At 65.1% G+C, this 26,286-nt stretch carries 30 protein-coding genes, 1 tRNA gene and 1 pseudogene; 20 read left to right on the forward strand and 12 right to left on the reverse strand.

Annotation, left to right across the window (positions count from 1 at the left end; all coding sequences use genetic code 11):
• Positions 1–42 precede the first annotated feature (42 nt).
• Complete coding sequence (locus XM50_RS17125) at positions 43–708, forward strand: RBBP9/YdeN family alpha/beta hydrolase (RefSeq protein WP_046411147.1); 666 nt, start codon at positions 43–45, stop codon at positions 706–708.
• Between the two features lie 33 nt (positions 709–741).
• On the opposite strand, the gene XM50_RS20220 is transcribed toward XM50_RS17125, so the two are convergent.
• The 3 genes from XM50_RS20220 to XM50_RS17135 form a co-directional block, all read right to left on the reverse strand.
• Positions 742–897, reverse strand: coding sequence for a hypothetical protein (locus tag XM50_RS20220; protein ID WP_156167287.1), 156 nt, complete (start codon positions 895–897; stop codon positions 742–744).
• Positions 894–2,813 carry a 1-deoxy-D-xylulose-5-phosphate synthase gene (dxs, locus tag XM50_RS17130; RefSeq protein ID WP_046411148.1) on the reverse strand — a complete coding sequence of 640 codons (1,920 nt, stop codon included), beginning with the start codon at positions 2,811–2,813 and terminating at the stop codon, positions 894–896. Before dxs ends, XM50_RS20220 begins: the two co-directional genes overlap by 4 nt.
• 61 nt (positions 2,814–2,874) lie before the next feature.
• A complete protein-coding gene (locus XM50_RS17135; RefSeq protein ID WP_046411152.1) occupies positions 2,875–3,351 on the reverse strand; it encodes a Fur family transcriptional regulator in 477 nt (158 codons plus the stop codon).
• A gap of 119 nt (positions 3,352–3,470) precedes the next feature.
• On the opposite strand from XM50_RS17135, the gene XM50_RS17140 reads away from it, so the two are divergent.
• The 7 genes and pseudogenes from XM50_RS17140 to XM50_RS21175 all read left to right on the forward strand — a co-directional run.
• Complete coding sequence (locus tag XM50_RS17140) at positions 3,471–4,250, forward strand: SDR family oxidoreductase (protein ID WP_046411884.1); 780 nt, start codon at positions 3,471–3,473, stop codon at positions 4,248–4,250.
• 64 nt (positions 4,251–4,314) lie between these two features.
• Positions 4,315–5,688, forward strand: a complete 1,374-nt coding sequence (locus tag XM50_RS17145) for a class II 3-deoxy-7-phosphoheptulonate synthase (RefSeq protein WP_046411155.1) — start codon at positions 4,315–4,317, stop codon at positions 5,686–5,688.
• 71 nt (positions 5,689–5,759) lie between these two features.
• Positions 5,760–5,835, forward strand: a tRNA-Glu gene (locus tag XM50_RS17150).
• 85 nt (positions 5,836–5,920) lie between these two features.
• Complete coding sequence (locus XM50_RS17155) at positions 5,921–7,735, forward strand: site-specific integrase (RefSeq protein WP_231622011.1); 1,815 nt, start codon at positions 5,921–5,923, stop codon at positions 7,733–7,735.
• Positions 7,736–7,889: 154 nt separating this feature from the next.
• Positions 7,890–8,540 (forward strand): hypothetical protein, encoded by a 651-nt coding sequence (locus tag XM50_RS17160; protein ID WP_046411157.1) that lies wholly within the window; start codon positions 7,890–7,892, stop codon positions 8,538–8,540.
• The gene (locus tag XM50_RS17165) at positions 8,537–9,244 is read left to right on the forward strand and encodes a hypothetical protein (protein ID WP_046411160.1); all 708 of its coding nucleotides are present in this window, start codon (positions 8,537–8,539) and stop codon (positions 9,242–9,244) included. The genes XM50_RS17160 and XM50_RS17165 overlap by 4 nt, the downstream gene beginning before the upstream one ends.
• Positions 9,245–9,691: 447 nt before the next feature.
• Positions 9,692–9,829 (forward strand): annotated as a pseudogene (locus XM50_RS21175) (helix-turn-helix domain-containing protein); the annotation flags it as partial.
• Between the two features lie 17 nt (positions 9,830–9,846).
• Here XM50_RS21175 and XM50_RS17170 read toward each other — a convergent pair.
• A complete protein-coding gene (locus XM50_RS17170) occupies positions 9,847–10,293 on the reverse strand; it encodes a hypothetical protein (protein ID WP_156167288.1) in 447 nt (148 codons plus the stop codon).
• Positions 10,294–10,645: 352 nt separating this feature from the next.
• Positions 10,646–11,509 carry a hypothetical protein gene (locus XM50_RS17175; protein WP_156167289.1) on the reverse strand — a complete coding sequence of 288 codons (864 nt, stop codon included), beginning with the start codon at positions 11,507–11,509 and terminating at the stop codon, positions 10,646–10,648.
• A gap of 524 nt (positions 11,510–12,033) precedes the next feature.
• Between XM50_RS17175 and XM50_RS17180 the strand changes: the two genes are divergently transcribed.
• The 6 genes from XM50_RS17180 (at position 12,034) to XM50_RS17205 (ending at position 15,253) form a co-directional block, all read left to right on the forward strand.
• Entirely contained in the window at positions 12,034–12,546 is a 513-nt protein-coding gene (locus XM50_RS17180; protein WP_046411166.1) for a hypothetical protein, read from the forward strand.
• Positions 12,546–13,169 (forward strand): hypothetical protein, encoded by a 624-nt coding sequence (locus XM50_RS17185; RefSeq protein ID WP_046411169.1) that lies wholly within the window; start codon positions 12,546–12,548, stop codon positions 13,167–13,169. The genes XM50_RS17180 and XM50_RS17185 overlap by 1 nt, the downstream gene beginning before the upstream one ends.
• Positions 13,170–13,259: 90 nt before the next feature.
• Positions 13,260–13,499, forward strand: a complete 240-nt coding sequence (locus XM50_RS17190; RefSeq protein ID WP_046411171.1) for a hypothetical protein — start codon at positions 13,260–13,262, stop codon at positions 13,497–13,499.
• Positions 13,500–13,506: 7 nt separating this feature from the next.
• Complete coding sequence (locus XM50_RS17195) at positions 13,507–14,025, forward strand: hypothetical protein (protein ID WP_046411173.1); 519 nt, start codon at positions 13,507–13,509, stop codon at positions 14,023–14,025.
• An 11-nt stretch (positions 14,026–14,036) separates the two neighbouring features.
• Entirely contained in the window at positions 14,037–14,603 is a 567-nt protein-coding gene (locus XM50_RS17200; protein WP_156167290.1) for a hypothetical protein, read from the forward strand.
• A 29-nt stretch (positions 14,604–14,632) separates the two neighbouring features.
• The gene (locus tag XM50_RS17205; protein ID WP_156167291.1) at positions 14,633–15,253 is read left to right on the forward strand and encodes a hypothetical protein; all 621 of its coding nucleotides are present in this window, start codon (positions 14,633–14,635) and stop codon (positions 15,251–15,253) included.
• A gap of 312 nt (positions 15,254–15,565) precedes the next feature.
• On the opposite strand, the gene XM50_RS17210 is transcribed toward XM50_RS17205, so the two are convergent.
• The 5 genes from XM50_RS17210 to XM50_RS17230 form a co-directional block, all read right to left on the reverse strand.
• The gene (locus XM50_RS17210) at positions 15,566–16,489 is read right to left on the reverse strand and encodes a hypothetical protein (protein WP_052742632.1); all 924 of its coding nucleotides are present in this window, start codon (positions 16,487–16,489) and stop codon (positions 15,566–15,568) included.
• A 36-nt stretch (positions 16,490–16,525) separates the two neighbouring features.
• On the reverse strand, positions 16,526–16,708 hold the full coding sequence (locus XM50_RS17215; protein WP_046411179.1) for a hypothetical protein: 183 nt from the start codon (positions 16,706–16,708) through the stop codon (positions 16,526–16,528).
• A 551-nt stretch (positions 16,709–17,259) separates the two neighbouring features.
• Positions 17,260–18,471 (reverse strand): NO-inducible flavohemoprotein, encoded by a 1,212-nt coding sequence (gene hmpA, locus XM50_RS17220; RefSeq protein ID WP_046411182.1) that lies wholly within the window; start codon positions 18,469–18,471, stop codon positions 17,260–17,262.
• Positions 18,472–18,608: 137 nt separating this feature from the next.
• A complete protein-coding gene (fixJ, locus tag XM50_RS17225) occupies positions 18,609–19,220 on the reverse strand; it encodes a response regulator FixJ (protein WP_046411184.1) in 612 nt (203 codons plus the stop codon).
• The gene (locus tag XM50_RS17230) at positions 19,210–20,712 is read right to left on the reverse strand and encodes a sensor histidine kinase (RefSeq protein ID WP_231622012.1); all 1,503 of its coding nucleotides are present in this window, start codon (positions 20,710–20,712) and stop codon (positions 19,210–19,212) included. Before XM50_RS17230 ends, fixJ begins: the two co-directional genes overlap by 11 nt.
• A gap of 127 nt (positions 20,713–20,839) precedes the next feature.
• On the opposite strand from XM50_RS17230, the gene XM50_RS17235 reads away from it, so the two are divergent.
• From XM50_RS17235 to XM50_RS17255, 5 genes are read left to right on the forward strand one after another with little or no spacing between them, the layout of a single operon-like run.
• Positions 20,840–21,529 carry an alternative oxidase gene (locus XM50_RS17235; protein WP_046411186.1) on the forward strand — a complete coding sequence of 230 codons (690 nt, stop codon included), beginning with the start codon at positions 20,840–20,842 and terminating at the stop codon, positions 21,527–21,529.
• Positions 21,530–21,583: 54 nt separating this feature from the next.
• Entirely contained in the window at positions 21,584–21,946 is a 363-nt protein-coding gene (locus tag XM50_RS17240; RefSeq protein ID WP_046411188.1) for a hypothetical protein, read from the forward strand.
• Complete coding sequence (locus tag XM50_RS17245; protein ID WP_046411191.1) at positions 21,943–22,344, forward strand: group III truncated hemoglobin; 402 nt, start codon at positions 21,943–21,945, stop codon at positions 22,342–22,344. Before XM50_RS17240 ends, XM50_RS17245 begins: the two co-directional genes overlap by 4 nt.
• Before the next feature lie 13 nt (positions 22,345–22,357).
• Positions 22,358–22,744 carry a DUF1971 domain-containing protein gene (locus XM50_RS17250; protein WP_082103167.1) on the forward strand — a complete coding sequence of 129 codons (387 nt, stop codon included), beginning with the start codon at positions 22,358–22,360 and terminating at the stop codon, positions 22,742–22,744.
• Positions 22,745–22,785: 41 nt separating this feature from the next.
• Positions 22,786–23,481, forward strand: a complete 696-nt coding sequence (locus tag XM50_RS17255; protein ID WP_052742633.1) for an HPP family protein — start codon at positions 22,786–22,788, stop codon at positions 23,479–23,481.
• 3 nt (positions 23,482–23,484) lie between these two features.
• Here XM50_RS17255 and XM50_RS20225 read toward each other — a convergent pair whose 3' ends face one another.
• Positions 23,485–23,634: a hypothetical protein gene (locus tag XM50_RS20225; RefSeq protein WP_156167292.1), complete on the reverse strand. Its 150-nt coding sequence runs from the start codon at positions 23,632–23,634 to the stop codon at positions 23,485–23,487.
• A gap of 294 nt (positions 23,635–23,928) precedes the next feature.
• Here XM50_RS20225 and XM50_RS20595 point away from each other — a divergent pair, with 294 nt between their 5' ends.
• Entirely contained in the window at positions 23,929–24,951 is a 1,023-nt protein-coding gene (locus XM50_RS20595; RefSeq protein ID WP_197075576.1) for a HigA family addiction module antitoxin, read from the forward strand.
• Between the two features lie 37 nt (positions 24,952–24,988).
• Here XM50_RS20595 and XM50_RS17265 read toward each other — a convergent pair whose 3' ends face one another.
• Positions 24,989–26,269, reverse strand: a complete 1,281-nt coding sequence (locus XM50_RS17265) for a cytochrome P450 (protein ID WP_046411192.1) — start codon at positions 26,267–26,269, stop codon at positions 24,989–24,991.
• Positions 26,270–26,286: the final 17 nt, after the last annotated feature.

Here is a 26,286-nt window from a genome sequence, read left to right on the forward strand (position 1 = left end):
CACTGGCACCGCGGCCTCGCCCCGACGGACAGGAGCACCATCATGGGCCATTTTTCGTCCAGCATCGCGCGGCCGCCAACCGTTCTTACGGTCCCCGGTCTCGGCAATTCGGGTCCGGCGCATTGGCAGACTTTGTGGGAACAAGGCCGCCTCGACACGGACCGTGTCGATCTCGGCATGTGGGATACTCCGCATCGCAACGCCTGGGTGACGAAGCTCGACCAGGCAATCTCCAGCGCGCAGGCCCCCGTCATCCTGGTCGGGCATAGCCTGGGATGCCAGGCGATCGCCTGGTGGGCGTCGCTCAGCCCGCAACCCTATGGATGGCCAGTGGCGGGCGCCCTGCTCGTCGCGCCTGCCGACGTGGATCGCGAGGGCGCACCGGCGGAGCTGAACACCTTCGCCCCCGCACCCCGAATCCCCCTGCCCTTCCCCTCGATCCTGGTTGCGAGCACCGACGATCCCTGGGTCTCGATCGAGCGTGCGCACAGCCTGGCGGCGGATTGGGGCAGTTACTTCGTCGATGCTGGCGCACAAGGCCATCTCAACGCGGCCAGCGGACTTGGCTGGTGGCCCGAGGGTCAGGCCCTGCTCGACCGAGTGATAGAGGCCGCCGGCGGGCCGCATGGCGAAGTCAGGGCGCCCGGCGATGCCCGCGCGATCCTCGCCCGCCCGCATGATTATACTGCGCATGAGGCACGCAACTGAGGCAGATGGTCGAGGCCACCGGCCACGACGCGATCAGGAAGGTGGCAGCGCCTCGTCGCTTTCCTGTTCGGCGCGCAACGCCGCGATCCGCCGCGCTTCCTTCAGGCGGCGCCACAGCGCGAGATTGAAGCCCGCCATCGCCACCACCAATATGGCAGTGGCGAGGATGACCTTGGTCCAGCCGCTCACGCGCCCACAGCGGCGCCGGTTTCGTTCCAGCGCAGCGCCTTCAGCACGGTTCCGACGATCCCATCGGCATCAAGCCCTGCCGCCGCATATTGCGCCTGCGGCGTATCCTGATCCTGGAAGACATCCGGCAGGCGCAGCGTGCGCAGCTTCAGCCCGCCATCGATCAGCCCCTCGTCGGATGCCATGGTCAGGACATGCGCGCCGAGGCCGCCAACCGATCCTTCCTCGATCGTCACGGCAACTTCGTGGCTGGACAGCAGGCGACGGATCATCGCCTCGTCCAGCGGCTTGGCAAAGCGAAGATCGGCCACCGTCGTCGACAGGCCCTTGGCCTCCAGCTGATCCGCCGCCTTCAGCGCCTCGGCCAGCCGGGTGCCGAGCGACAGGATCGCCACCGTCTTGCCCTCGCGCACGATGCGGCCCTTGCCGATCTCCAGCAGTTCGGGGGTCCCGGGCAGCGGCACGCCGGTGCCGTTGCCGCGCGGATATCGCACCGCGATCGGGCCGGAATCATGCTCGACACAGGTATGGACCATGTGGACCAGCTCGGCCTCGTCCGCCGCCGCCATCACCACGAAATTGGGCAGGCTCGCCAGATAGGTGATGTCGAACGATCCGGCATGCGTCGCGCCGTCAGCGCCAACCAGCCCCGCACGATCGATCGCGAAGCGCACCGGCAGGTTCTGGATCGCCACGTCATGGACCACCTGGTCATAGGCGCGTTGCAGGAACGTCGAATAGATCGCGCAGAACGGGCGCATGCCCTGTGCCGCAAGGCCAGCGGCGAAGGTCACGCCATGCTGTTCGGCAATGCCCACGTCGAACGCGCGATCGGGATGGCGCTGCGCGAAGCGATCGACCCCAGTGCCCGACGGCATGGCCGCGGTGATCGCGCAGACCCGCGGGTCGCGATCCGCCTCATTGGCCAGCGCGTCGCCGAACACGTTCTGATAGGCCGGCGGCCCCGGCGGCGCCTTCGCCTGCGCGCCAGTCACCACGTCGAACTTCTGCACACCGTGATATTTGTCGGATGCCGCCTCGGCCGGGGCATAGCCCTTGCCCTTCTTCGTCACGACATGGACCAGGATCGGGCCTTCCTCCGCGTCGCGCACATTCTCGAGCACCGGGATGAGGTGTTCCAGATTATGCCCGTCGATCGGGCCGACGTAGTAAAAGCCCAGCTCCTCGAACAGCGTGCCGCCCATCGTCATGCCGCGGGCGAATTCGTCGGTCTTGCGCGCTGCATTGTGAAACGGCCGCGGCAGACGCCGCGCCAGCTTCTTCATCAACTCGCGCACCGACAGGAATTCGCGGCTGGAAACGATGCGCGACAAATAGGCCGACAGCCCGCCGACCGGCGGCGCGATCGACATGTCATTGTCGTTCAGGATCACGACCAGCCGGTTGCCTGCGGCCTCGGCGTTGTTCATCGCCTCATAGGCCATGCCGGCGGACATCGCGCCGTCGCCGATCACCGCGATCGCCTTGCCCGGCTGGTCGGCCAGCTTGTTGGCGATGGCAAAGCCAAGCGCGGCCGAGATCGAGGTGGAACTGTGCGCCGCGCCGAACGGATCGTATTCGCTCTCGCTGCGCTTGGTGAAGCCGGAAAGGCCGCCGCCCTGCCGCAGCGTGCGGATACGGTCACGCCGCCCGGTCAGGATCTTGTGCGGATAGCATTGGTGCCCGACGTCCCAGATCAGGCGGTCGCGCGGCGTATCGAACACATAGTGGATCGCGGTCGTCAGCTCGACCACGCCCAGCCCCGAACCAAGGTGCCCGCCCGTGGAGCCAACCGCGGAGATCGTCTCGGCCCGCAGTTCGTCGGCAAGTTGGCGAAGCTGTTCAGGGGCCAACTTTCGAAGGTCGGCCGGCGTCGAAACGGTATCGAGCAACGGCGTCTGAGGCAGATCGGTCATCGTGCGGCGCTTACCCCAGCGGTTGGATCGTGTCGAATGGTACGGGTTCCTGCCACGTCGATCATCGGGCGGTACCGGCGCAGGCGGCGCAGCGGCCGCGCACCTCGATCACCGGGCGCACCGGTGAAAAGCCAGCGGCAGAGGCCGCGTCGCGGACCCCGCCGGTCAGGCGGTCATCGTCAAGATGAGTCGTCTGCCCGCACGAATCGCACACCAGGAAAATGCAGTCATGCAGGCAATCGGGGTGCGCATTGGCGACATAGGCGTTGGCGCTCTCCACCTTGCGGGCCAGGTTCGTTCCGACGAACAGATCCAGGATGCGGTACACGCTGTTGGCGGCAACGCGCCGCCCCTCCGCCTTGGAAACGGCGTCGGCGATATCATAGGCGCTCGCCGGCTTATCGAACCCGGCCAGCGCGCCAAACACGCTGGCGCGCATCGCGGTCCATTGCTCCCCGGCACGTTCCAACGTTGCCTGGGCTGCCTCGGCCAGGTCTGCACCCTGCGGTTCGTGATGATCGTGATGAGCATGCGCCATGATCTGGATTTAGGCAGGCGTGCACCGCGCAGCAAGCACGCGATACCGCCCGCGCCCTTGCGATGGTGACGCCGCCTGCCTCTCTCCCCTATGATCCGGCCTCGATCGGGAGAATGTTCATGGATCTTGGCCTGTCCGGCAAAACCGCCATCGTCTGCGCGTCCAGCCAAGGGCTGGGCTTCGCCTGCGCGCAGGAACTTGCCCGCGCCGGCTGCCGTCTCGTCATCAACGGCCGCGATGCCGATGCGGTCGAGCAAGCAGCCGCGAAGCTGCGGCAGGATGCCGGCGTGGAGGTGATCGCCATCGCCGGCGACATCGGTGATCCGGCGGTGCAGGCCGATCTGGTCGCCGCCGCCGGTCGGCCAGACATTCTCGTCAACAACAACGGCGGCCCGCCCCCGCGCGGTTTCCGCGATCTTGACGAGGCTGCGATCCACGCCGGGCTCGATGCCAATATGGTCACGCCCATCCGCCTCGTTCAACAGGTCGTCGACGGGATGATCGAACGGCGCTTCGGCCGCATCGTGTGCATCACCTCCGGGTCAGTGAAGGCGCCCGCCGGCGGCCTTGATCTTTCCAGCGGCGCGCGCATCGGGCTGACCGGCTTCCTCGCCGGCGTCGCGCGCGAAGTGGCGAGCGCCAATGTCACGATCAACTTCCTCCTCCCCGGCCTGTTCGCCACCCGCCGCTTGCCCGCCGTCATGAACTTCGCCGCCAGATCGCAGTCGATCGATGTCGAGACGGCAGAGGCGCGCAGCCGCGATCGCATCCCGGCCAAGAGGTTCGGCGATCCGGCCGAATTTGGCGCAGCCTGCGCCTTTTTATGCTCGGATCGCGCCGGCTTTATCACCGGGCAGAGCCTCCTGATCGATGGCGGCGCCTACCCGGGCGTGCTATAAAGTACAGCTTGTTTGCGCGCTGCGACATTTTCTTGCATGGCCGCGCGCCGAAAGGAAACTTGCCATGGCCTCCAATTGGGCCCCTCATAGCTGGACCTCTCACGAGGCTCGCCAACTCCCCGACTACCCCGATCAGTCCGCGCTGACCGCCGCGACCGATACGCTGCGCAGCTTCCCCCCGCTCGTCTTTGCCGGCGAAGCGCGCAATCTGACCGCTGAGCTCGCGCGTGTCGCGGCCGGCGACGCCTTCCTGCTGCAGGGCGGCGATTGCGCGGAAAGCTTCGCCGAGTTTCATCCCAACAACATCCGCGACACGTTCCGCGTCATCCTACAGATGGCGGTGGTCCTCACCTATGCCTCGAAGCTGCCGGTGGTGAAGCTCGGCCGCATGGCCGGCCAGTTTGCGAAGCCGCGCTCCGCCCCGACGGAAACGATCGATGGCGTCGAATTGCCCAGCTATCGCGGCGACAACGTCAACGACATCGGCTTCACCCCGGAATCTCGCACCCCTGATCCGAAGCGCATGGTGCAGGGCTATGCCCAATCCGCCGCGACGCTGAACCTGCTGCGCGCCTTCGCGCAGGGCGGTTACGCCAATCTCGCGCAGGTGCATCGCTGGACGCTGGATTACATGGGTCGCAGCCCGTGGGCGGCGAAATATGCCGAAACCGCCGATCGCATCGGCGAGGCGCTCGATTTCATGGCGGCGTGCGGCATCGATCCCGAAACCGTGCCCCAGCTCGCGCAGACAAGCTTCTACACCAGCCATGAGGCGCTGCTGCTTCCTTATGAGGAGGCGATGACCCGGCAGGATTCGCTAACCGGCGACTGGTACGATACGTCCGCGCACTTCCTGTGGATCGGCGATCGCACCCGGTTCGAGGGCTCGGCGCACGTCGAGTTCCTCCGCGGGATCGGCAATCCGATCGGCGTGAAGTGCGGACCGACGTTGGAGCCCGACGTGCTGCTGCGCCTGCTCGACACGCTCAATCCCGGCCGCATCCCCGGCCGCATGACGCTGATCACCCGCTACGGCCATGACAAGATCGAGGCGGCCTTCCCCAAGCTGCTGCGCGCCGTCACGCGCGAAGGGCATCCGGTGGTCTGGAGCTGCGATCCGATGCACGGCAACGTTGTGAAGGCAGCGAACGGCTACAAGACCCGCCCGTTCGAGCGGATCCTGGCCGAGGTCCGCGGCTTCTTCGCGGTTCACCGCGCAGAGGGGACGCACGCCGGCGGCATCCACGCCGAAATGACCGGGCAGAACGTCACCGAATGCACTGGCGGCGCCGTCGACGTCACCGAACAGACGCTGGCTGACCGCTACCACACGCATTGCGACCCGCGCCTCAACGCGGGGCAGAGCCTGGAGATGGCCTTCCTGCTCGCCGAAATGCTTAACGCGGAGATGGCGGAGCGCCGCAAGGCAGCCGCCTGAAATGAAAAAGGATGTCGCGGTGGGTTGACGACCCGCCGCGACCCCCGTAGAGGCGCCGCTCCCGCTTGCACGGCCCCTTCGTCTAGCGGTCTAGGACGTCGCCCTCTCACGGCGAAAACACGGGTTCGAGTCCCGTAGGGGTCACCAACTGGGCTTTAATGCCCGGAAACGCGCTATTCTGCCGAATTTGCCTGTCTGCTGGTACAGCGATATGGTACAGCGAGGCGAGAGAATGGTGCAGATGGCGACGCCGTGGCTCCACCCGGATACGGGTGTCTACTATCTTCGACGGCAGATCCCGAAGGAGCTTCGGCCCGCGTTCGGCGGCAAGGCGTTGGAGAAGCAGTCGCTGCGCACCAAGGACGTCGCGAAGGCCGCCATCCTCTTCCTCGAAGCCAACGCCAAGCTCGAGCGGCAATTCGAAGAGGCGCGGCGCCGGCTGCGCAAGACCGGCAGTGCCGGACCTTCGTTGCAGGATCAGGCCGAGCAGCTGGTACTCGCCTACTTTAACGGGCCGGAGTTCATGGAAGGCGGGCTGGATGGCGCCGAACGGCTCGAACTCGCGCGGATCGAGGTCGATCGCGGCCTGTGGAACGAAACCGAGAACGGGATGTCGTTCCCGCAGCCGGCTGAGGAGGACAGCTGGTGGGACCTGACCAACAACGCGGCTATGTACCGCGGCTGGAACGGCCGCCGCCCCGTCCAGCAGCATCCGCCCGGCACGATCTGGCACTGGCGCGACGACGCCTTCGCGGCGGATGCGCGAAGCCGCCAGATCTACCGCGTCGCGGCTCAGATCGCCCGCTTCAGCGGCATACCCGCGTCGCAGCTCCCGCCGACGCTTGCCGGCGCGATCGCCAGCTTCTTCAACGATCAGCCCGTCTCCTCGCCACGCGAGCGCCGGTCGCGCCCGCCCGGTTCGAGGCTGCGTCCCGACATGCGCATGACGGAGCTGTTCGGCTTATGGAAGACCGCACTCCAGCCCTCCGAGCAGACCGCGCACGAGTACGAGCAGTCGCTTGGTGACTTTATCGAGATGTTCGGTGACGTCCGCGCGGCCGAGGTCACCCCGGATGACCTTCTCGACTATCGCGACGAGGCACTTAAGCTGCCCCGCTCCATGCCTCGGGTCGACCGCGCCCTCCCCTTCACTCGCCGGGTCGCGAAACACGAGACGACGTTCCCGAAGGTGAAGCCACCGACGCTGAAGAAGCGCGTCGGCGCGATCCAGGCGTTCCTCGCCTTCGCTTTCAAGCAGAAGTGGATCGCGACGAACGTGGGGGTCGGGATCCAGATCGAGGGCTATTCCAAGACCGGCGGGCTTAAGCCGAACAGCCTCGACGAGGCCGAGATCGCACGACTGTTCGCCGCTCCGCTCTTCACGGACCTGTCCACCTGGCGAAGCGATCGCAAGGTGTCGAGCCGGACGCTGTACTGGCTCTTCCTCCTCGCGCTGACCACCGGTGCCCGCATCGAGGAGCTCGGACAGGCACTCCTCACAGACGTGAAGGTCGATGGTGACGTCATTTACATCGACGTGGATGACTATGTGACCGACGACGAGGCTGAGGATGTCGCCAAGTCGGTCAAGAACGCAAACTCCCGGCGCGTCATTCCCGTTCACGATAACCTGAAGAGGCTGGGATTTCAGCGCTATGCGTCGATGCTGCGGGATGCAGGCGAGGTCCAGCTCTTTCCCGACCTCACGCCGGGACGCTTCGGCAAGCGTACCAAGGAAGCCTCACGCGCGAGCAACCGCCTAATCGACAAGCTCGTGTCCAAGGACCGGCGCCTCCGCTTTCACAGCTTCCGGCACCAGTTCAAGGACTTCGCGCTCGAGGCAGGGATCACCGACCGCGTCGCCGACCAGATTACCGGCCATGCGCCGACCACGATCGGCGGACGGTACGGCTCGGGAGTACGACTCCCTGCCCTCAGCAAGTTTCTGCACCAGATCAACTGGAGCTTCGTCGATTGGTCAGCAATCAGGCAGGCGAGTTCGGTTGCCGCGTGGAACGCGAATACGCAAATTCCAGACGATAACTGAGGGGGATATTGCAAGAGCAAAGCAGCGATCGTAAATTTCTGGACGTGGCCGCCATCCTCTCTGCCCTTCTTGATCTCATCCTTGAGGCGCTTTTGCGCGAGTACCCGCTCGTGCTCAGGCGGGCCGATGCGATCAGCCGTGACAAACGCCCCACATGCGCAGCACTGATCAGCGCAGCCTCGTCGCGGATGACCTTACGACCGCCAGCGGGCTGGCAAGCCTCCTAATCCCCTCCTTCAGAGCTCAATTGTATCTGGAGGACATCATGAACATGCAAAGTTTAGGTCGCGCTCTGCTGGACACGATGAAGGCCGAACTCGAGGCCGACGTTACTGGTGCGACGTCGATCATCGACGCTTATGACAAAGACTTCGAAGCCGTTCAGGCGCGGCTTGTCACGCTCGTTCGTAAGCACGCAGGGATCATCGACACGCAGCGGGGTGATAGTCCGGAGCAACGGCTCAACAGTCTGCGACTTACGACCGCTTATCCGGGCGTGCGCAAGCAAGCTCTGAGGGCACTCATTCTCGAGAACGAGACGGCCATTCAGCGGCTGGCGCCTCTACTCATGGCGGCTATCGTGAAGCGGGACTTCGCAACCGCCGAACTCGAGATGGAGGATCAACGCAGTCAAGAGGTGAAGGCAGCGCAAGGCGAACACCGTAGGGACGGCCTCTACGCCGACGTAGCGACGGCTGCCGATCGGCTCCACACGGTGTACGGCGCGGAATACCATCACTGGAAATCACTCAACGCGGAGCAACTCACCGCAGTCGCCAAGATCCTGCTGGGAGATAAGGCATGATCTGTGACGAGATGTGGAACAGCGTCGACGTCTACGGCTCGCCGGCGGAGATCGAGCGCTTCAAGGCCACGTGCTTCGACCCGGTGCCCGGGTTCCGAGAGTCCCCCCAAGTCCCCGATTTCAATGACGAGGCGATCGTCATGATCGGGGTGGCTGGGAGCCGGACCGACACATGGAACTTTCGTCACGGACGTGCCAAGACAGTAGGACATTATCGCTTCGCCTTCGACACGCTCATGTGGTTTCCCACGCGTGATTTCGAACGGATCGGTCGCGCCGCCGGCGGCATCGGCCATCTCGACCAGCTGATCCGCGATCGGCCGGTCGACGCTGTGAATGATCCGAACACCGTCCGGCCCGCCTGGCGCGACGGCGGCGCGCAGCGTCGCCGACCACGAGGCCGCCACATCCGAACCCGGGAAGTCCAGGCGGGGCGAGGTCGCCAGGGCCTCAAGGAAGTCCGCCATATCGGTGAGCGCAGCAGCATGCCTGGCGGGTCCGAGCATCTCACAAAGCTCAAGGTTGCGACCCCAGCCACCGAACGTGAGGTTTCCCGAGCCGACCAGCAGGCGCGGCCCCTGATCGCCGTCCAGCAGCACGAACTTCGGATGGAAGCAGCCGCCGGGCGCCGCCACCGCATCGACCGCGTAGTTGCGACCGACCTCGCGGGCGCCGGCCTCGCCGAGCGAAGCTGCCACGCCTGACACGTCCGCGAGGATGCGGACGTCGCTCGCGCCGACCCGCCGGAGCGCGCGCAGCGGCGCGGCCTCGAAGAACCCCAAGCTCAGGGCGTATGTCCCGAAAAGCGCGCGCGTCCAGCGGCCCGCGCGCACTGCGTCGAGCGGATGCACGTCGGCAATACCCCCTGGTCGCCCTTCACCAGGTCCATCCCGCCAATGACCTCTTCCCCCCGTCGCGCCCCTTGGCGCCGCGCTCCGATCCTGCCGCGTCACTCCGGAAGCGACAAGCCGAACTGTGATCTTGGTCGGTTTTCAGTCGGTTCCGACGCTTTCCGCCGCCCAAGCGTCAGTCGACGGATGAAATCGGCCGCAGCCGGTGCTAGCGTCGCCCCGAGGCGATCTTCATCCGGAAACCGTAACGGGGACCGTGTGGCTGACAAGTTCTAGGACCTGAGGAACCACGTCCCGATCATCGACTGCGGGGGCGTCAACGCCGCCACCGCGTCGATCGGGATCGCGAAGTCGGCTGTCCGCCGGCGACTCGGAGAACTCGAGCAGCGACTTGGCGCCACCCTCATCAACCGGTCGAACCGCAGCTTCGAGCCGACCGCCCTCGGCCGCCGCTACTACGACGGCGCCCGCGAGATCTCCGCCGCGCTCGACGCGGAAGCGCCCTTGATGCCGCCGGTTGGGGCGATCCGCTTCGTCATCGCCGCCGAGCCGGCTTTGGGCTCCGCCTTCGCAGCCGCCGTCGCGACGCTGCCGGCCGCCGACGGCGTCGTTGCCTCGATCGTCGACGCCGTCAAGGACGTCGGGACCGCTGACAGGCATCTGGCACCAGGCATCAGGTCCGCCGTCCCCGACTGGCGCGCCTCCTCGACTTCGAGGAGGCGCGGCTGCCCTTCGACGAGCAAATTCAATCGGTCCGGGCCAGGTTCTCCGCACTCCTTGGAGATGTTCTCGCCCGCCCCGATCTTCCGCGACAGCCGGGCCTCCTCGTCGCGACCGCCGATGTGTCGGCGATCATCCGAGGGATGCTGGACGCCGGCGGCGAACGTGGTGAGGACGGGCAACTTACGCTCGTCGCGCTTGTCCGACCCGCCGTCCTCGCCAGCTGCTGAATGGCAGCTCGGCGAAGCCAACCAACCACCTTCGGCTGAACGCCCGGCCGATTAAGGGAACGGCGCATGCAACCGGCCGAGCTACGGTCTCAACACAAAGGGATTAGTCGCCCCCCCCTGTCCCCCCCACCTGAACGAACGGTTGTTTACAACGATCTCGTTCCGTGAACGGACAGGCCGCTCTCCACCAAAGTGGAACCTGCTCCCCTAGTTCGTGCTCGCTTCCCCCACACTCCGTTGTAGCGGAACCTATTCCCCCCGAACTATTCCAGACAGCGTCGAGAACCTCAATCCGGTGTGACGCTCAAGAGAAGCCATCGAGCACGTCATCGCGATCTGCCGTCGCCTCACCGGGCACGATCCCGGCACGCTTGAAGCTCTGCATGTCCTGACTGCTTCGCGGAGGGTTGAGCTTTTCGTGTGTTTTAACGACGCCAAGGATAGCATCTCGCAGTTGGCGCTCGAACGCGTAGTCGCCGACCCACGCGTACAGCACCGACATGATCTGCGCGGTTTCTGCTCGACGTTCCTCCCGGACAACAGCTTCTAACTTCGCTCTTTTCTCCTCACTCCGCTCAAGGCGTAGTTCATCTGCCATTTCCTCGGATGGTACAGCGCCGCTCAACGCGCGCATGATTGCCCACGCCGGACCCATCGCGAACATTGGCTCCATCTCTGAGCGTAGCGCCTTATACACCGCTGATTGCAGAGTGGCTTGATCGTCCGCCTTTGCCTTGACCAGCGCAGCTTCAGCCAAGTCGACCCGCTCCTGCGCCCGCTTGAGGGACTCCCTGGCCTTGGTGACGTCGTAGTCCGCACGGGAAACCGTTTGAGACTGCCGCTCCAGGTCACGCGATAAGGATTGTCCGTGAGTCGTTGGTCGCTTAGGCGCCGACCGGTCGTAAGGCCCTGGCCCCCCGCCCAGCCAGCGCTCCCACAACTTCGGGTCGATCCGATCAGGCGTCATCGCCGTCGCAACTGCATTGAGGTACGCTACGCGATCCTCCTCTGTGCGCAGCAACGGCAATATGTGCAGATTGAATACGAGAGCGCTGCTACCGCCTGTTGCGGAAACAGCCGCGATCTGCTCATCGCGCTCGTCTTGACCGCTGGCCTCGCCGTCCATCAATCCAAACGGATAACTGACAGCTTCGCCTTCAATCGACACAACGATTCTCCATAGCACCCCGGCGTTTCGCGCCATGATGAGGACCCAAGTCAGTTAAAACGTCAACCAGCCCTACGTAGTCTTTTGATTTGACACGCACCTCGTCGCGGCGTGCTAACACGAAAACAGCGTGTCATATTCGTGTTCTATGATGAGGAAAGTGCTTCTACGACATGTCAGATCGTCGATTCTGACACGCTTAGAAAGTCGGGCGCAATACCGTAAATATGCCGCAGGCATGTTTACCTTGCTCTCACGCGCGCGTGCGCGCGAGGGGATCGGGGTCGAAGCCCCCTACCCTGCCGGTTGCATCGACCATCGATTTGACCGGGTTTGTGCCGCGTGGCCGCGTCAGGTCCTCCACCCGGCTGCGACGGGTTCCGGAAGGCGGCGCTGCCTTCGGCACCGGTGAAGTGACGGTTAGAAGGTGTGGGCTCGATCGAGCCCCGATGGTGAAGTGAAATTCGAAGGGGCTTGCCGCTCGCCGCGATGGCGGGCGGCCACGCAAGCGAAAGTCCCTGAACATGGATATGACCACCCCGCTGGGCTGCAGCCCGGCGAGCGTCGCGACCGGGCTGCTGTTGGAAGCGCTCGGCGCCAGCGATACCTACGATTATGTGCCGGTCCGCGGCCTGCCGGCGCTGGCCCTACATGTGCCCGAGCGCGACGCGCTCATCGCGGTGACCACCGCCGCCTCGCCGATGTTCACCGGCAGCCTGGAGGCGATCGCAGCCGAGCACCGGCTCGACGTTGTCCTGCTCCGAATCGGTGAGACTGCGCGCGGCGTGACCGGTGCCGACTTCGCGCTCGGCTCGCTGCCGTGCGCCGTCTGGGTCGAGCGTGACTTCGCGCTGTACCGCGACGCGAGCGGCCTGTGGCTCGTGCCGGAGCGGGTCGGTCCCTCGGTGTCGATCACGCCCGCCGGCTTCTTCCTCGAGATGATGCCGCCCTTCTCCACCCTTGCCGAGCGCGAGCGTGGGGTCAGGCGAGCCGCTGGCGACGTGGCGCGCATCCTCCAGCCGGTGGAGGTGCGCTGATGGGTGCGTCCAAGCCGGTCGTGATTAACGGCGACACCCCGGTGAGCGAGAGCAATCCGCATAGTTGGCTCATCCTCAACGGTGATCCCGCCGACGTGGCGGAGCCCCGGTGCATGGCGGGCACCCTTCGCCCGGTCCACCGCGAGCGCACCAACAGCGCCGCCGCGTTCGCCGCCGCCAAGCTGCTGATCGACGTCGACGCGGCCGATCAGCCGTGGCGGTCCCGCGCGTATCGGCACGAGGTCATCCTGCCACGTGATGCCGACGACCGGTTCACCTGCCCGAAAGTACTGTTCGCCGACATCGACGCGGCGCACGTGCCGCACGGCAAGGCGCTTCTCACCTATGTCACGCTGACTTGGACGCCGGCGCGCCTGCATCACGCCTGGCGGCTCGCCCGCGTGCTGGCAGCGGATCTCGTCGAGGAGTACGCCGTCCCCGCGCTGGTGGTGCAGCACGTGCCGCAGCTTGTCGCCAACACGGCCACGCCGCACTGCCACATCCTCTTCGGCACTCGCACGCTGACGGCGATCGGCTGGGGCGGCTACGTCGCCGCGTTGAACGGCGACCGGGTCTGGTCGATGGTGCGAGCGCGCTTTGACGGGCTGCTCGCGACGCTTTGATCAACGTCATGTGGAAGGTGGCCGAGATCGGCCGCCTTCTTCACGTTCATCGGCTCGCCGCGATGCTGGCGTGCTCGGCACTGGCGATCGATGCCGCAAGGCGCGGTGCCCGGCGGACGCGGGCGATATGGCCGCGCTCGCTGCCGCCACAGCAGCCGGACGATTTCGCCCGCGCTGGAGCGATCGGCTCCGGAGCTCGACGGGCAGTCGATCGGCAATGCGCTGCGTCAGTCGATCGACATCGCCCGCCTTCGTCAGCTGCGTGAGATCGCGGGCACGCTGCCGCTGCCCAGAGTGAAGATGTGGCGGGTGCCCGACACCTACTCCTGAAAGGCAAATGATCATGTCCTTGTTCCGACGACGCGCCGCGGCGGAAGCCCGCGCGCTGCACCTGGCGCTTGTCCTCGCCGCCAAGACGGGATGGCGCTTCGATCGCGGCCCGCTGCCGCGCTCCAGCTTCACCCATTTTCTCTACGTCGAGGCGGCGCACTTATTGCTCGTGCCGACGACCAGCGGCACCGAGTTTGCAGTCCGGCAGGTCGAGCCCGTGGTGCGCGAAACCCGCAGCGACGCCCTGATCGTCTCGCTGCCCGATCAGGGCACGCCCGCGTTCGCGATGGCGACGTGGGCGCGGCGCGAGACGGTGTGGACTACCCCGCTCGCACTCTGGCTCGGTGAGGCCGGCGAGCCGTGGCTGGTGCCGACCGAAGCCGACAACGGGGTGCTCGGCTTCCGGCTCGTCAACGCGCTGCACCACGCGGCGCCCGCACCGTGGGCGTTCACGGGCGAGCGGGACTCAGGGTTCGGCCGTGCGGCGGCCTGGATGGAGACGGTGGCTCAGGTGGTGACCCGGTGAGGGTCGGTGAAATGCCCGCGCCGCGGGCGAGAACAGAAGGCCACCAGATGATCAGATATCCCAGCGCTTGCCGCGATCACGCGATCAACGCGCTCGCCAGCCTCGTCAGCGACGACGGCAAGGAGCGTTACTTCCCTCGTGTCTCCAGAGCGCTCGTGCTGTCGCCGCAGCACCTAGCGATCGCCGCCGGGGATGAGAGCAACGCGCTCGACCCGTACGCGCTCAAGGCGTTCGCGATCGAGCAGAATCTCAACGTCGTCGCGACCTGGACCGACAAGATGTTGTCCGGGCACCAGTTCGAGATCGACGTCGTCCTCAGCAAGGACGGCGACGCCGTGCACTATCCGTCGCTGCGGCTGTGGTTGGTCGAGAAGCGCGGCGCGTACCTCGTCGCGCCAAAGGGTGACGACCCGGTCATCAGCATCGACGCCCGTGGTCTCACCCCGGTCGGGATGTCGCCCTTCCGCAGCAAGGCCGACCTGACCGTCGGCATCGCCACCGGTCAGGCGCTGTTGCAGCATCTCACCTTCGCGGGCTCGCCCTTCGCGACCCCCCTCCCCCGCAATTTCGACCGCTGACCCGGTTACAAACACAAGAGAGCACCACCATGGACACCCACCCGCCCAAGCTCGTTGTCATCCACCCCATGTACACCGCGCGCGAATACCGCCGCCACCTGACCGCGATCGACGACGCGTTGATCGTCCACCGTTATGCCGATGGCCGCTTCCAGCTCGAGCTCCGGCCCATGGTGAAGCTGGCCTCCCGCGGTGCCAAGAGCTACGGAGCGGCGCTTCGGCAGCTCGCCGCGGATCTCGAAGCCGGTTACCGCGCGGTCATCGTCGATCGCGACAACTTCCTCAGCGATCTCGAACAGCTCGCACGCGAGCACGCGACCGACAAGGATCGCGACGAGATCGAGCGAGCCGCGCAGGTCGTCGCGGAGCGCACTCGGCATCAGGTCTGGGACTCGCTCTTCGAGGCGCCTGCCGAATACCGGATGGGCCGCATGCTGCTTGCGGCGCGCCAGCGCCGAACGAAGGCGGATCGAGACGAGCAGAACGGCTTGAACTGCATGTTCGGTATCCCCACGCCGCGCACCGAGCAGTTGTGGCATTCGCTGCGGCACCAATGGTGCTCGCCCCGCAGCAACGCCGCGGGCAAGGCCGCATGGGAGAACTGGTGCCGTGCCAACCGACCGAACATGCCCAAGGTCGAGGCCGCATGAAGGCGAATTGTCGATGCGGCAACTGGTTACGACAGATGCCACTCGTTTTCCGGATCAGCGTTGCCATGCTGCTCACGGCCGCGATCACGGGTCAACTCACCCGGCATCGGGCAGCAGGAGCCGAAACGTACCATGTGCGCGCGCTGGCTGCATGGTTGTGCCCGTCAGCCGTTGATCGACGAAAGTCGCTCAACGTGGCTGACGGCGCACATATGCTGGACCGGGCAGCGTTCCGCTGGACGATAGATTGGCTCGCATCGCAAAGGACAATGTCGCCTTCTGCGATGCGAGCTTATAATCGTCGATCTCGAGCTAACGACCGATGGTGCGCTCGAGCTCGCTGTACATAGCGTAGATCTCGGCCCGGCTGATGAACGGCACGGCAGACGTGTTTTTCGCCATGTCGGCCAGATCAAGGGTGTTGAACATGGCTTCCACAAGCGAACTGCGCTGCGGATCTGACGCCTTGGTCATGAGGTGCGCGTTGTTCTCACGGTAGAATTCGTGATGTAGGCGGCCGGCGTTGGCACCGATCCGCTGAATGCCGATCAGTGCGCCCTCTGAGGCACCGAAGACGAAATCGCTGTGGCGCGTGATCAGGGGCGGCTTCACGCGCTTTGTGGGCCGCCTTTCCCAGATCTGGAGAATGGCCGGCACGTCGCAGGGAGCACCTGCCCGCAAGAACGCCCATGCCGGAACGTCCGTCTCGGCGACGAGGTGGAAGTTGTCGTGGAGCTGACGAAGCACCGTGTCCCTGCGGAAGGTGCACGGCACGATCATGGCGATGACCTTCGCCTGCTTTGCCGCGTGATTGAAGAACGGGACAGCCAGACGGAACGGCGGATTACCCACGACGGCGATCTGCCGGTCGGACACGATCGTCGTTGCGAGATAGTTCGCTTTGATGATGGTGTGGAACTGCGGATCGACATCCATCGCGATCGTATCGGCGGGCATTACATCCGCGATCGCTCCGTCGCCTCCGCAAGGATCCACCACCTGGTGGTCGTCGAGCGAGAAGTACCGCTCGATGTAATGGCGCATGAACACGGCGAACCGGATGCTCGTGTACACCTGCTCCAACTTGTTGACGAGCGCAGCGGGCGTGCGCGCTCTGCCGTTCAGGCGCGAGGCAATAAAATTGTCAGCACCTTTTGCGAGTTTGGCTAGCAGCTTCGGCGACAGCTCGCCCGTGGCGGGCACCTTCACCGAAGGCGCGTAGGATTTGATTGTCATGACATTCTCCAGAAAGGTTGAGTTCTGGAGAAGAAACTACGAGGCCTGCCATCCCGCTGGTGGTCGGATCACGGTGCGGCAGAGCGTGGCCGTCGCCGTATGTTCGAACGAAGGACGAGTGTCGTAGCTGCGTTCATCGGCGCCCACGCGCGCGCGGCGAAACGCATCCGGCTCGACCGTCTCGTCGAATTGCAAAAGGCCGATCAGCACATTGGACACGCGATCCTTATAGCGTTCCCGTGATGTTCTTTCAAGCCTTCTTGCTGACCGCTACTAGATCAATGCCAGTGCGTTCGCACAGCCTTGCGACTGCCTTCGGCAAAGTTTGGGGGATTACAGCCCGACCGCTTTGGAGCGCCAAAGCAACGTAAGCGGCCCTTCGTTCAGGCCCGGTTGGTCGGCAGCTATGCGCCCAATTTCGGTCGCTTACCCCCCACTGCAGCGTGCCTGAAAGCTGCCTGTCGGCGTCGCGAGCGAAAGGGGGAAGAGCGCGACCGCCAGCAGATGCACTGGTTGGTCTGGGGAATGTGGACGCTACGGCCGAGCTCGGCGGCTTCGTCGAGAAGAGCTTCGGCACCGCAGAGCAGTGGAGCGGCCGGCTCGAAGTTCGTCGCGGCTTCGGGGGGCCATGAGGGCGTGCTTGCGGGTGCGTCGCTTTCGTACCAGCTGCGCAGCGGACGCACGATCGTGGATGTCGGACCGTGTGCGAGGAGCTCGGCCGCGTGCCCTTTGTCGGCTATTCCGAAACTTGCGTGTCCTGCAAATTAGCCTCAGGCCGCCATCAACTCGTCGGCGGGGCCGAAGAACTCGAAGTGGATCCGATCCCGCGGGACGCCTGCGAGGGTCAGCTCGCCCACGAAAGCTCGCAGAAAGGGCTTGGGGCCGCACAGGTAGTAATTGGCCGCGGCGAACGAAGTGTTCGCGCGCAGCCAGTCTCCGGTGATCAGGCCCTCTTGGTCATAGTCCCGGCCCTGCACGTCCTCCGTGCGCGGCTGCTGATAGAAGGTGGTGACGCGCACATCGCTGCTCTGTTCCGCCAGTGCCCGGACATAATCGCGCATCGCATGGGTGGAGCCGTTGAGCGTGCCGTGGACGTAGTGGATCGGCACGGATGCGCCTTCCCGCACCAGGCTTTCCAGCATGCTGACCATCGGGGTCAGGCCGACGCCGCCGCTCAGCAGGACGATGGGCCGCTCGGCCGCGTCGGCAAGGAAGAACTCGCCCGCCGGGACGGAGACCTTGAGCGTTGCGCCAACCTCGACATGATCGTGAAGCCAGCCGGAGGCGATGCCCTGAGGCTCCCGCTTCACGCTGATGCGGTAGGTCTCGCCATTTGGCGCGGCGGAGATGCTGTAGTTGCGCTTGAGGGGGTGTTCGCCGGGGATGTCCAGCCAGAGGGTGAGGTACTGGCCGGGCTTGTGCCGGACGACGGCTCCACCATCGACGGGGCGCAGCACGAAGGAGGTGATGATCTCGCTCTCCTGGTGCTTTTCGACCACGGCGAAGTCCCGCCAGCCGCGCCACCCGCCGGGCTGATCGGCCAGCGTTTCATAAAGCTGCGCTTCGCGGCCGATCAGGATGTCGGCCAGGAACCAGTAGGCCTCGCCCCAGGCTTCGAGGATTTCGTTCGTCGCGGCGTCGCCGAGGACATCCTTGATCGCGGCGAGCAGGGCAGTGGCGACGGCAGGGTAGTGCTCGGGCAGGATCTGCAGGCCGACATGCTTCTGCGCGATCCGCTCCACCGCCTCGGCCAAGACGCCGAGGTTCTCGATGTTCTGCGCATAGGCGAGCACCGCGGCGGCAAGCGCCTTCGGCTGGGAGCCGGTCTCTCCATGGTGGGACTGATTGAACAGGTCGCGGATCGCCGGGTCCTGGAACAGGCGGGCATACATGGCGCGCGTGATGTCCAGCCCATGCGCCTCCAGCGCCGGAACGGTGGCCTTGACGATGGCGATGGTCTGCTCGCTGAGCGTGCGGGACATGGGGGTTTGCTCCTGGTTTGCTTGGCAGATGCACGGCGGTGTATCGCCCTTGCATCCACCTAGGTGCAGCGGCGCAAACCGTCATTTTGGGTCATGTCCCTACGGGCCGTACCGGAGGTGCGCGGCGGCCCGCCGGGTCAGGCGAGGCGGGCGATCGTGACCATCCGCACCAGTTCCGACAAGGTCTTCGCCTGCATCTTCAGCATGACGTTGGCACGGTAGACTTCCACCGTCCGCGCGCTGATCCCGAGGTCATAGGCGATGGCCTTGTTCGCCTCTCCGGCGACGAGGCCCTCCATCACCTCCCGCTCTCGCATCGAGAGTGTCGCGAGCCGCTCCTGCACCCGGTCCCGCTCCGATTGCAGCTCATCGCGATCGGCCTGGCGGGTAATGGCGGTGCGGATGGCACCCAGCATCGTCTCATCATCATAGGGCTTCTCGATGAAGTCGGAGACGCCGGCATGCATCGCCTGCACAGCCAGCGGCACGTCTGCATGGCCGGTGATGACGATGACCGGCACATGGCTTCCGCGCCGCTTCAGCTCCTGCGCGAGCTCTATGCCGTTCATGCCGGGCATGCGCACATCGGTGATGACGCAGGCATGCTCCAGCGGCGGATCCGCCTTGAGGAAGGCATCGGCGGAGGGGAAGGAGCGCGCCTTCAGCCCGGCGCAGTCGATCAGGAACTCGAGCGAATGGCGCGCGCCTTCATCATCATCGATCACATAGACGACCGGCTCACTCGCCATCGAACAACTCCTCTTTCCCCACGCGCTGGACTGTGAAGGTGAACAGCGCGCCGCCGCCTTCGTTCGCCTCCGCCCGGATGCGGCCGCCATGCGCCTCTACGATGGTTCGGGAAATCGACAGGCCGACCCCCATGCCCGTGGGCTTCGTGGTGACGAACGGCTGGAACAGCTGATCGGCCACGTCGGGGCTGATTCCGGGGCCGGTGTCGGCGACTGTGATCTGTGCCATCTCGTCGCCGTCAGGCTCGACCCGGATGGTGAGTTCGCGCCGCTGCAAATCGGCGGCGACCATGGAATCGACCGCGTTGCGGACGAGGTTCACCACCACCTGCTGGATCTGCACCTTGTCCACCAACACAAGATCGAGCTCCGGGCTGAAGGAATAGTGGATGTGGATGCCGTGTTCCCGCGCGCCGACCAGCGCCAATGCACTGGCTTCCTCGATGATCTTGGGCAGGCTTTCCACCGTGCGCTCCGTTTCTCCGCGCGCGACGAAATCGCGCAGGCGGCGGATGATGGCGCCGGCGCGCAGGGCCTCCTCGCCGGCGCGCTCGACTGCATCGGCGACCTTGTCGTGCGGCACTTCCTCGCGCGCGAGCAGCATGCGGCTGCCCTTCAGGTAGTTGGCAATGGCGGAGAGCGGCTGGTTCAGCTCGTGAGCGAGGGCGGAGGCCATCTCGCCCAAGGCGGTGAGCCGGGAGACGTGGACCAGTTCGCTCTGCAACTCCTGCAGACGCGTCTCGGTCTGCTGCCGCTCAGTCAGGTCGCGGATGAAGCCGGTGAAGTAGCGCCGCCCGTCCAGCCGCATCTCCCCCACAGCCAGCTCCATCGGAAAGGTGGTGCCATCCTTCCGCTGGCCGACCACTACGCGGCCAGTGCCGATGATCCGGCGCTCGCCCGTGCGATAGTAGCGTTCCAGGTAGGAATCGTGCGCTTCGGCGTAGGGGGAGGGCATCAGCATGGCGACGTTGCGCCCCTTCGCCTCTTCCGCGGTCCAGCCGAACAGCCGCTCGGCCGCTGGGCTGAAATCGTGCATCAGCCCGCGCTCGTCGATCACCACCACCGCATCCGGCACGGTGTCCAGAATTGAACGCAGATGCGTTTCGCGCCGCGCAAGCTGCGCGGCGGCGGCTTCGGTCTCCGTCCGGGCGTGCTGAAACCACTCGCCGCCAAGGGCCACGGCAAGGCCGATCGCCACGAATGCCGCTGCCGCGACCAAGCTGCCGTTCTCGATCGGCCCGCTGAGCCAGTCGCACCACAGCCCCACGCCGGCACCAACCACCGCCGCCACCGCGCCGGCGCGCAGACCCGAGAGGGCGCTCGCCACCACGACCCCGGGCACGAAGAAGATGTAAGTCGCGCGCTGGCCCAGCTCTTCGCCGAACACCAGGCGCACGGCCGCCCCGGCCGCGATCGCCAACACGGCCAGGACCAGCGCCGTCGAGACCGACAGGCGCGGCAGGAAACGGCTGGCGAAGCGCGCCCGCCCCACCTCCGGGATAGCCCTTAGGGGATGAGGGGTAGGGACAAGATCCAAATGTTCCGGCTCCCTCGGCAAGCGTAGATGGCCTCCAACAGCGACGCACCAGTGAACGCGCCGCCTCAGACGGAGACTATCAATGGTTGCCCCCTTCATCGACCTTGGCGTCCATCACAAGCCCCGTGGGCTTTCCGACCGGGTCGCGTTCGGCTTCACCAAGGCGCTGCGCTGGTGCGCCGACACCTTCTTCGCGGAGCGTTACGGCCACCGCGCGGTGGTGCTGGAGACGGTCGCCGCGGTGCCCGGCATGGTCGGCGCGACGATCAACCATCTCGCGTGCCTGCGCCGCATGTGCGACGACAAGGGCTGGATCAAGACGCTCATGGATGAGGCCGAAAATGAGCGCATGCACCTGATGACCTTCATCGAGATCTCCAAGCCCACAATGTTCGAGCGGGCGGTGATCATCGGCGTGCAGTGGGTGTTCTACCTGTTCTTCTTCGCCCTCTATCTCGTCAGCTCGAAGACGGCGCACCGCGTGGTCGGCTATTTCGAGGAAGAGGCGGTGATCAGCTACACCCATTACCTCGCCGAGATCGATGAGGGCCGCAGCCCGAACGTGTCGGCGCCGGAGATCGCCAAGCGCTATTGGGGCCTGGCCGAGGACGCGACCCTGCGCGACGTGGTACTGGTGGTGCGGGCGGACGAGGCACACCACCGTGATGTGAACCACGGCTACGCCAACGAGCTGGCCGGGCTTCCCGTCGGCAAGGTGGCCGAATGCCCGCCGCACGTGGCGCTGGAGCCGACCTGGAAGCAGGCGGCCTGAACCGAAACGGGCCGGCGGGCGACTGCCGGCCCCATCCTTTGGCGAGAACCGAGCATGATCCCTTCGCGCCCGATCCTGGTGTACGAGCAGGACCGATCGGTCCTCGCCTCGCTCAAATTCGCCCTGACGCTGGAGGGATATTGCGTGCTCGACGGGACGAGCGCCCAGGCCGATCCGCGCCGAGCCGCATGCCTGATCATCGAACAGCGGTATGGTTCGGGCGACGGGCTCGGCCATCTGAAGCAACTTCGGGCCAGCGGATGCTCGGCTCCGGCCGTGCTTCTGGCGACCAATCCGACCCGCGCCATACGGGATCGGGCGGACGCGGCCGGAATCACATTGGTGGAAAAACCGCTGCTGACCGACGATCTGACACGGGCGCTTCGGAGCGTGGTCCGGCAGCAGGAGGCAGCATGATTGGCATCGGCGTGGTTTCAGAGGCGGAGATCGCCGCCGTGATCCCCGCCTTCTACGCGAAGGTGCGCAAGGACCCGATGCTCGGCCCGATCTTCAACGACGCGATCGGGGATTGGCCGGAGCATCTGGAGAAGCTGCAGGCCTTCTGGTCTTCCGTCATGCTGGCCAGCGGCCGCTACAAAGGGCAGCCGATGCCCGCCCATGTGCGCCATGCGGCGCGGATTACGCCCGCTGCCTTCGCCCGCTGGCTGGAGCTGTGGGACGAGACGACGCGGGAGCTTCTGCCGGCCGAAGCGGCGGCGGCGATGCAGGACAGGGCTGAGCGGATCGCGGAGAGCCTGGCGCTCGGCATCCAGCTTTACCAGGCCCGCGAGGCCGAACTCGCGGCGGCGGATTGAACGGAGACTGGAGATGGCGAGCGACCAACCCGTAGCGCCGGCAACCCACCTTCCTGAAGGGCTCGAATCTTACAGCCGCACCGTCTCGTTCACCGAGGAGACGCTGCCGGCCGGCCTGCGGAAGGACCACACGACCAAGGCGGGAAGTTGGGGATTAATTTGCGTCGAGCAGGGCGTGCTACGCTACCGCGTGACCGATCCGCGCCGCCTGCCGACCGAGCGGGACCTGACGCCGGAGACCGGTCCCGGCGTGGTCGAGCCGACAATCCTGCATCACGTGGAGCCGATCGGGCTGGTGCGCTTTCACGTCGAGTTCCTGCGCAACTCTGCCACGCCCGTTCCGCTGTGCCAGCATGAGAAGTTGGCGAAGCAGGAGAATCGTGAACGCTCCCGCCGCTAAGAGGTTCAAATCGCGGCCGACCGGTGCCAACGGGCCGCGCCATGCGTCATTTCGTCCGCCGCCTTCCATCGACCTTCGCTCGCGTGGTGGCGGGGGAATGGCCGCGCAATGCAGCCGGCGCGTTGATCGGCATTGCCGCCATGGGCGCGTTGACGACGTTGGTCGTGGGCCCTTCATCAAGCCTGCCGATCCTGATGGCCCCTATGGGGGCGTCCGCCGTTCTGCTGTTCGCGGTGCCCGCCAGCCCGCTGGCGCGCCCCTGGGCGGTTCTTGGCGGCAATGTCCTCTCCACTTTGATCGGTGTGGGGATTGCGATGTCCGAGTCGTCACCCGTTCTGGCAGCGAGCCTGGCTGTCGGCGCAGCCATCGCCGCGATGTCGCTGCTGCGGTGCCTGCATCCTCCAGGCGGTGCTTGTGCGCTGACGGCCGTCCTCGCCATGCCGCAGACGATCGGAGAAGGCTTCTTCTTCGTCCTCTTGCCGGTGCTGATCAACTCGGTGCTGCTGGTGATCGCGGCTATCATCTGCAATCGGGCGCTGGGCCGATCCTATCCGCATCGCGCTCACGCAACGCAGCATCCGCACGCGCATCCGGCGAACCTGCTGACCGAAGCGGATTTCGACGCGGTGCTCGCCGATTACGGAGAGGTACTCGACATCAGCCGGAAGGATCTCGAGATGCTCTACTTGGAGCTCGTTAGCCGTGCGGACGATAAGCGGGTGAACCAGCCACGTTGAGGGCTAGTTGGACTCTTCACGACCAGACCGCTCCAGCACGGCTGACGTGATCGAGGCATAGCCGTTCGGCAAATGCGCCTCCAGCCGATCGGCCGCTTTCCAGGCTTGCTCACCGCGAAGCGGACATTCGGCAAGCGGCCCAGGAGCTGCCATCCTAACATCCGGCGCGCTGAGCGGCTGGAAGTGGGCCGGTTTTGGACTGGCAGGTTACGGCACTCGAACGAGCGGATCGGACGTAAACCATCCTATTCTCAGTCGACGGCGAAACTTGACCGTCAGCAGTCAGCGCATTTCGGCGTGAGAGTCGGCAGCCGCAGACTTCGAATGGTCTGAGCGTTGATGTCGGCACGGATTGGAAATGACATTAGCCTAAACCTTGATGTAGCGTGTAGCGCATCACGCTACATTGCCATCGACATGCATCGTGTAGCGTCATGCACTACACGTATGAAAAATGAATCTATCCATCCGGGCGAGTATGTCCGAACCAACGTCATTCCTGTTGGCACCAACGTCACCACAGCGGCCAAGCTGATCGATGTCAGCCGTCCAACGCTCTCAAACTTTCTCAACGGGAAAGCGGATCTCTCAACCGAGATGGCAGCTCGATTAGAACGAGCTTTCGGCGTATCTGCCCGCACTTTACTTGACGTTCAAAGCGCGTGGGACGCTGCCAAAACCACAGCCCGCTCGGCGGCGATTACCAAGTCTTATGTGCCGCCCTTTTTGCAGATTAAGGGTGCCGACATCACCCGGTGGGCGACGACGGGCGTCACCCCTCGCCAACGGCTGGCTGTGTTCATCAGAACGTTGGTGAACTCGACTGGGGTCGGCCTGATTAAGGTCGAGTTCCCCGGCAATGACGATAGCGAGCGCTCTGGTTGGGATGGAGAGGTTACGGCAACGCAGGCGACACCCTGGGTGCCATCGGGCCATTCCGGTTGGGAGTTTGGCGTCACCGAAGACATCAAAGGCAAGGCCGATCCCGAGCGGCGGTTCGAGTTCGATCTCGGCATCGACGCGGATGACGATCCGGTGGACGGCATAGCGGTGGGGCTGCAGGCGATCCGTGATCTCGACTTCGTGCTGGACGCGCCAGCCGCCAGCGCGATCATCCGCGACGTGGGGGATTCGAACATTGTCCTGCGCTTCTTCGGCTGGGTGAACCAGTCGCGCACCGATTATCTGAAAGGGCGCAGTTTGGCGCTAGATGCAGCCAAGCGTAGTTTGGAAGCTCACGGCTTTGCCCTGCCCGAACCGATTTACCGCCTGCGTTTTGATCAGGGTGCCGCCGTTCCGACCCAAAGCGCGTCGAACGCCCCAGTCGCCAAACCACCGAAACCGGCTGTGTCGCAACAGAGGATCGCGCACGATGCTGCGCCCGACGCGCATATCGCCAAGCTGGTCGACGAGGAACGCGCCGAAACCCAGGGCGGAGACCTCCTTGACGACAAGCGCCCGGTCGAGTGACAAAACCGAAACGTGCCTCAAGTAGGCAGCGTAACGGTCAATACCGGCGCGGGATAACGACCCGCATCGATTCATAGCCCTTCACGAAGTTCGAGCGGACGCGCTTGGGCTCCGCGACCACATTGATCTCCGGGAAACGCTTCATGATCTCTTCCCACACGATCTGCAGCTGCAGTTCGGCAAGGCGATTGCCAACGCAGCGGTGGACGCCGAAGCCGAACGAGATGTGCTGGCGCGGACGGGGACGATCGATGATATAGTCGTTCGGGCGCTCGATCACTTCATCGTCGCGATTGCCCGAGACGTACCACATGACAACCGTGTCATCTTTCTTGATCTGCTGGCCGCGGAATTCGACATCGCGGGTGGCGCGACGCTTCATGTGCGACAGTGGCGTCTGCCAGCGGATCGTTTCCGACACCATCGACGGCAGCAGTGACGGATCGGCCATCAGCTTGGCGTACTGATCGGGGTTCTTGGACAAGGCATAGACCGAGCCGGTCATCGTGTTGCGTGTGGTATCGTTGCCGCCCACCGTCAGCAGCATGACGTTCCCAAAATATTCCATCGGCGACATACCGCGTGTCGCGGGATCATGCGCGAGCATCGAGATGAGGTCGCCGGTCGGCTCTGCATTGACGCGCTCGTTCCACAGCTGCGTAAAATAGGCATGATAGTCGCGAAAGATGCCCATCTTCTGCTCGCGCGTCTCGACCACGCCATGCCCCGGCTCCGCAGTGACCACATCGGACCAATAGGTCAGCTTGCGGCGATCCTCCTGCGGCATGCCGAACAGCGTCGCAAGCGTCATCGCGGTGAGCTCCATCGACACCTTGTCGACCCAGTCGAACTCTTCGCCGATCGGCAACCCATCGAGGATCGCGGCGGCACGCTCGCGGATCAACGGACCCAGGATCTGAAGGTTGGTGGGCGACACGGCGGGGCTGACCGCCTTGCGCTGCACGTCGTGCTTGGGCGGGTCCATCGCGATGAACATCGCCAGCCCTTCGAGTTGCGGCGTTTCGCCGGGCGCTAGCGGCGGGACCATCATGATCCCCGGCTCCGACGAGAAGGTCTGGTGATCGATGTCGACCGCCATGATGTCGTTATATTTCGTCACCGACCAGAACGGCCCATAAGCGCTTTCGGCGGTGTAGTGGACCGGCGCCTCGGCACGCAGCCGCTCGAAATTCCACCACATCTCGTCGGCAGCGAACAGCTCGGGGCGCGACGGATCCAGCTTGTCGAGCGGGGTCGCATAGGCGGCGTCGCGGGCGGGATTGGTGGCGGCGAAGGCGGCAGTGGCGGCGGTGCTCATGCGACGGATCCTTCCGG

This window comes from Sphingomonas sp. Ag1, from assembly GCF_000980895.1.
GTDB lineage: Bacteria > Pseudomonadota > Alphaproteobacteria > Sphingomonadales > Sphingomonadaceae > Sphingomonas > Sphingomonas panaciterrae.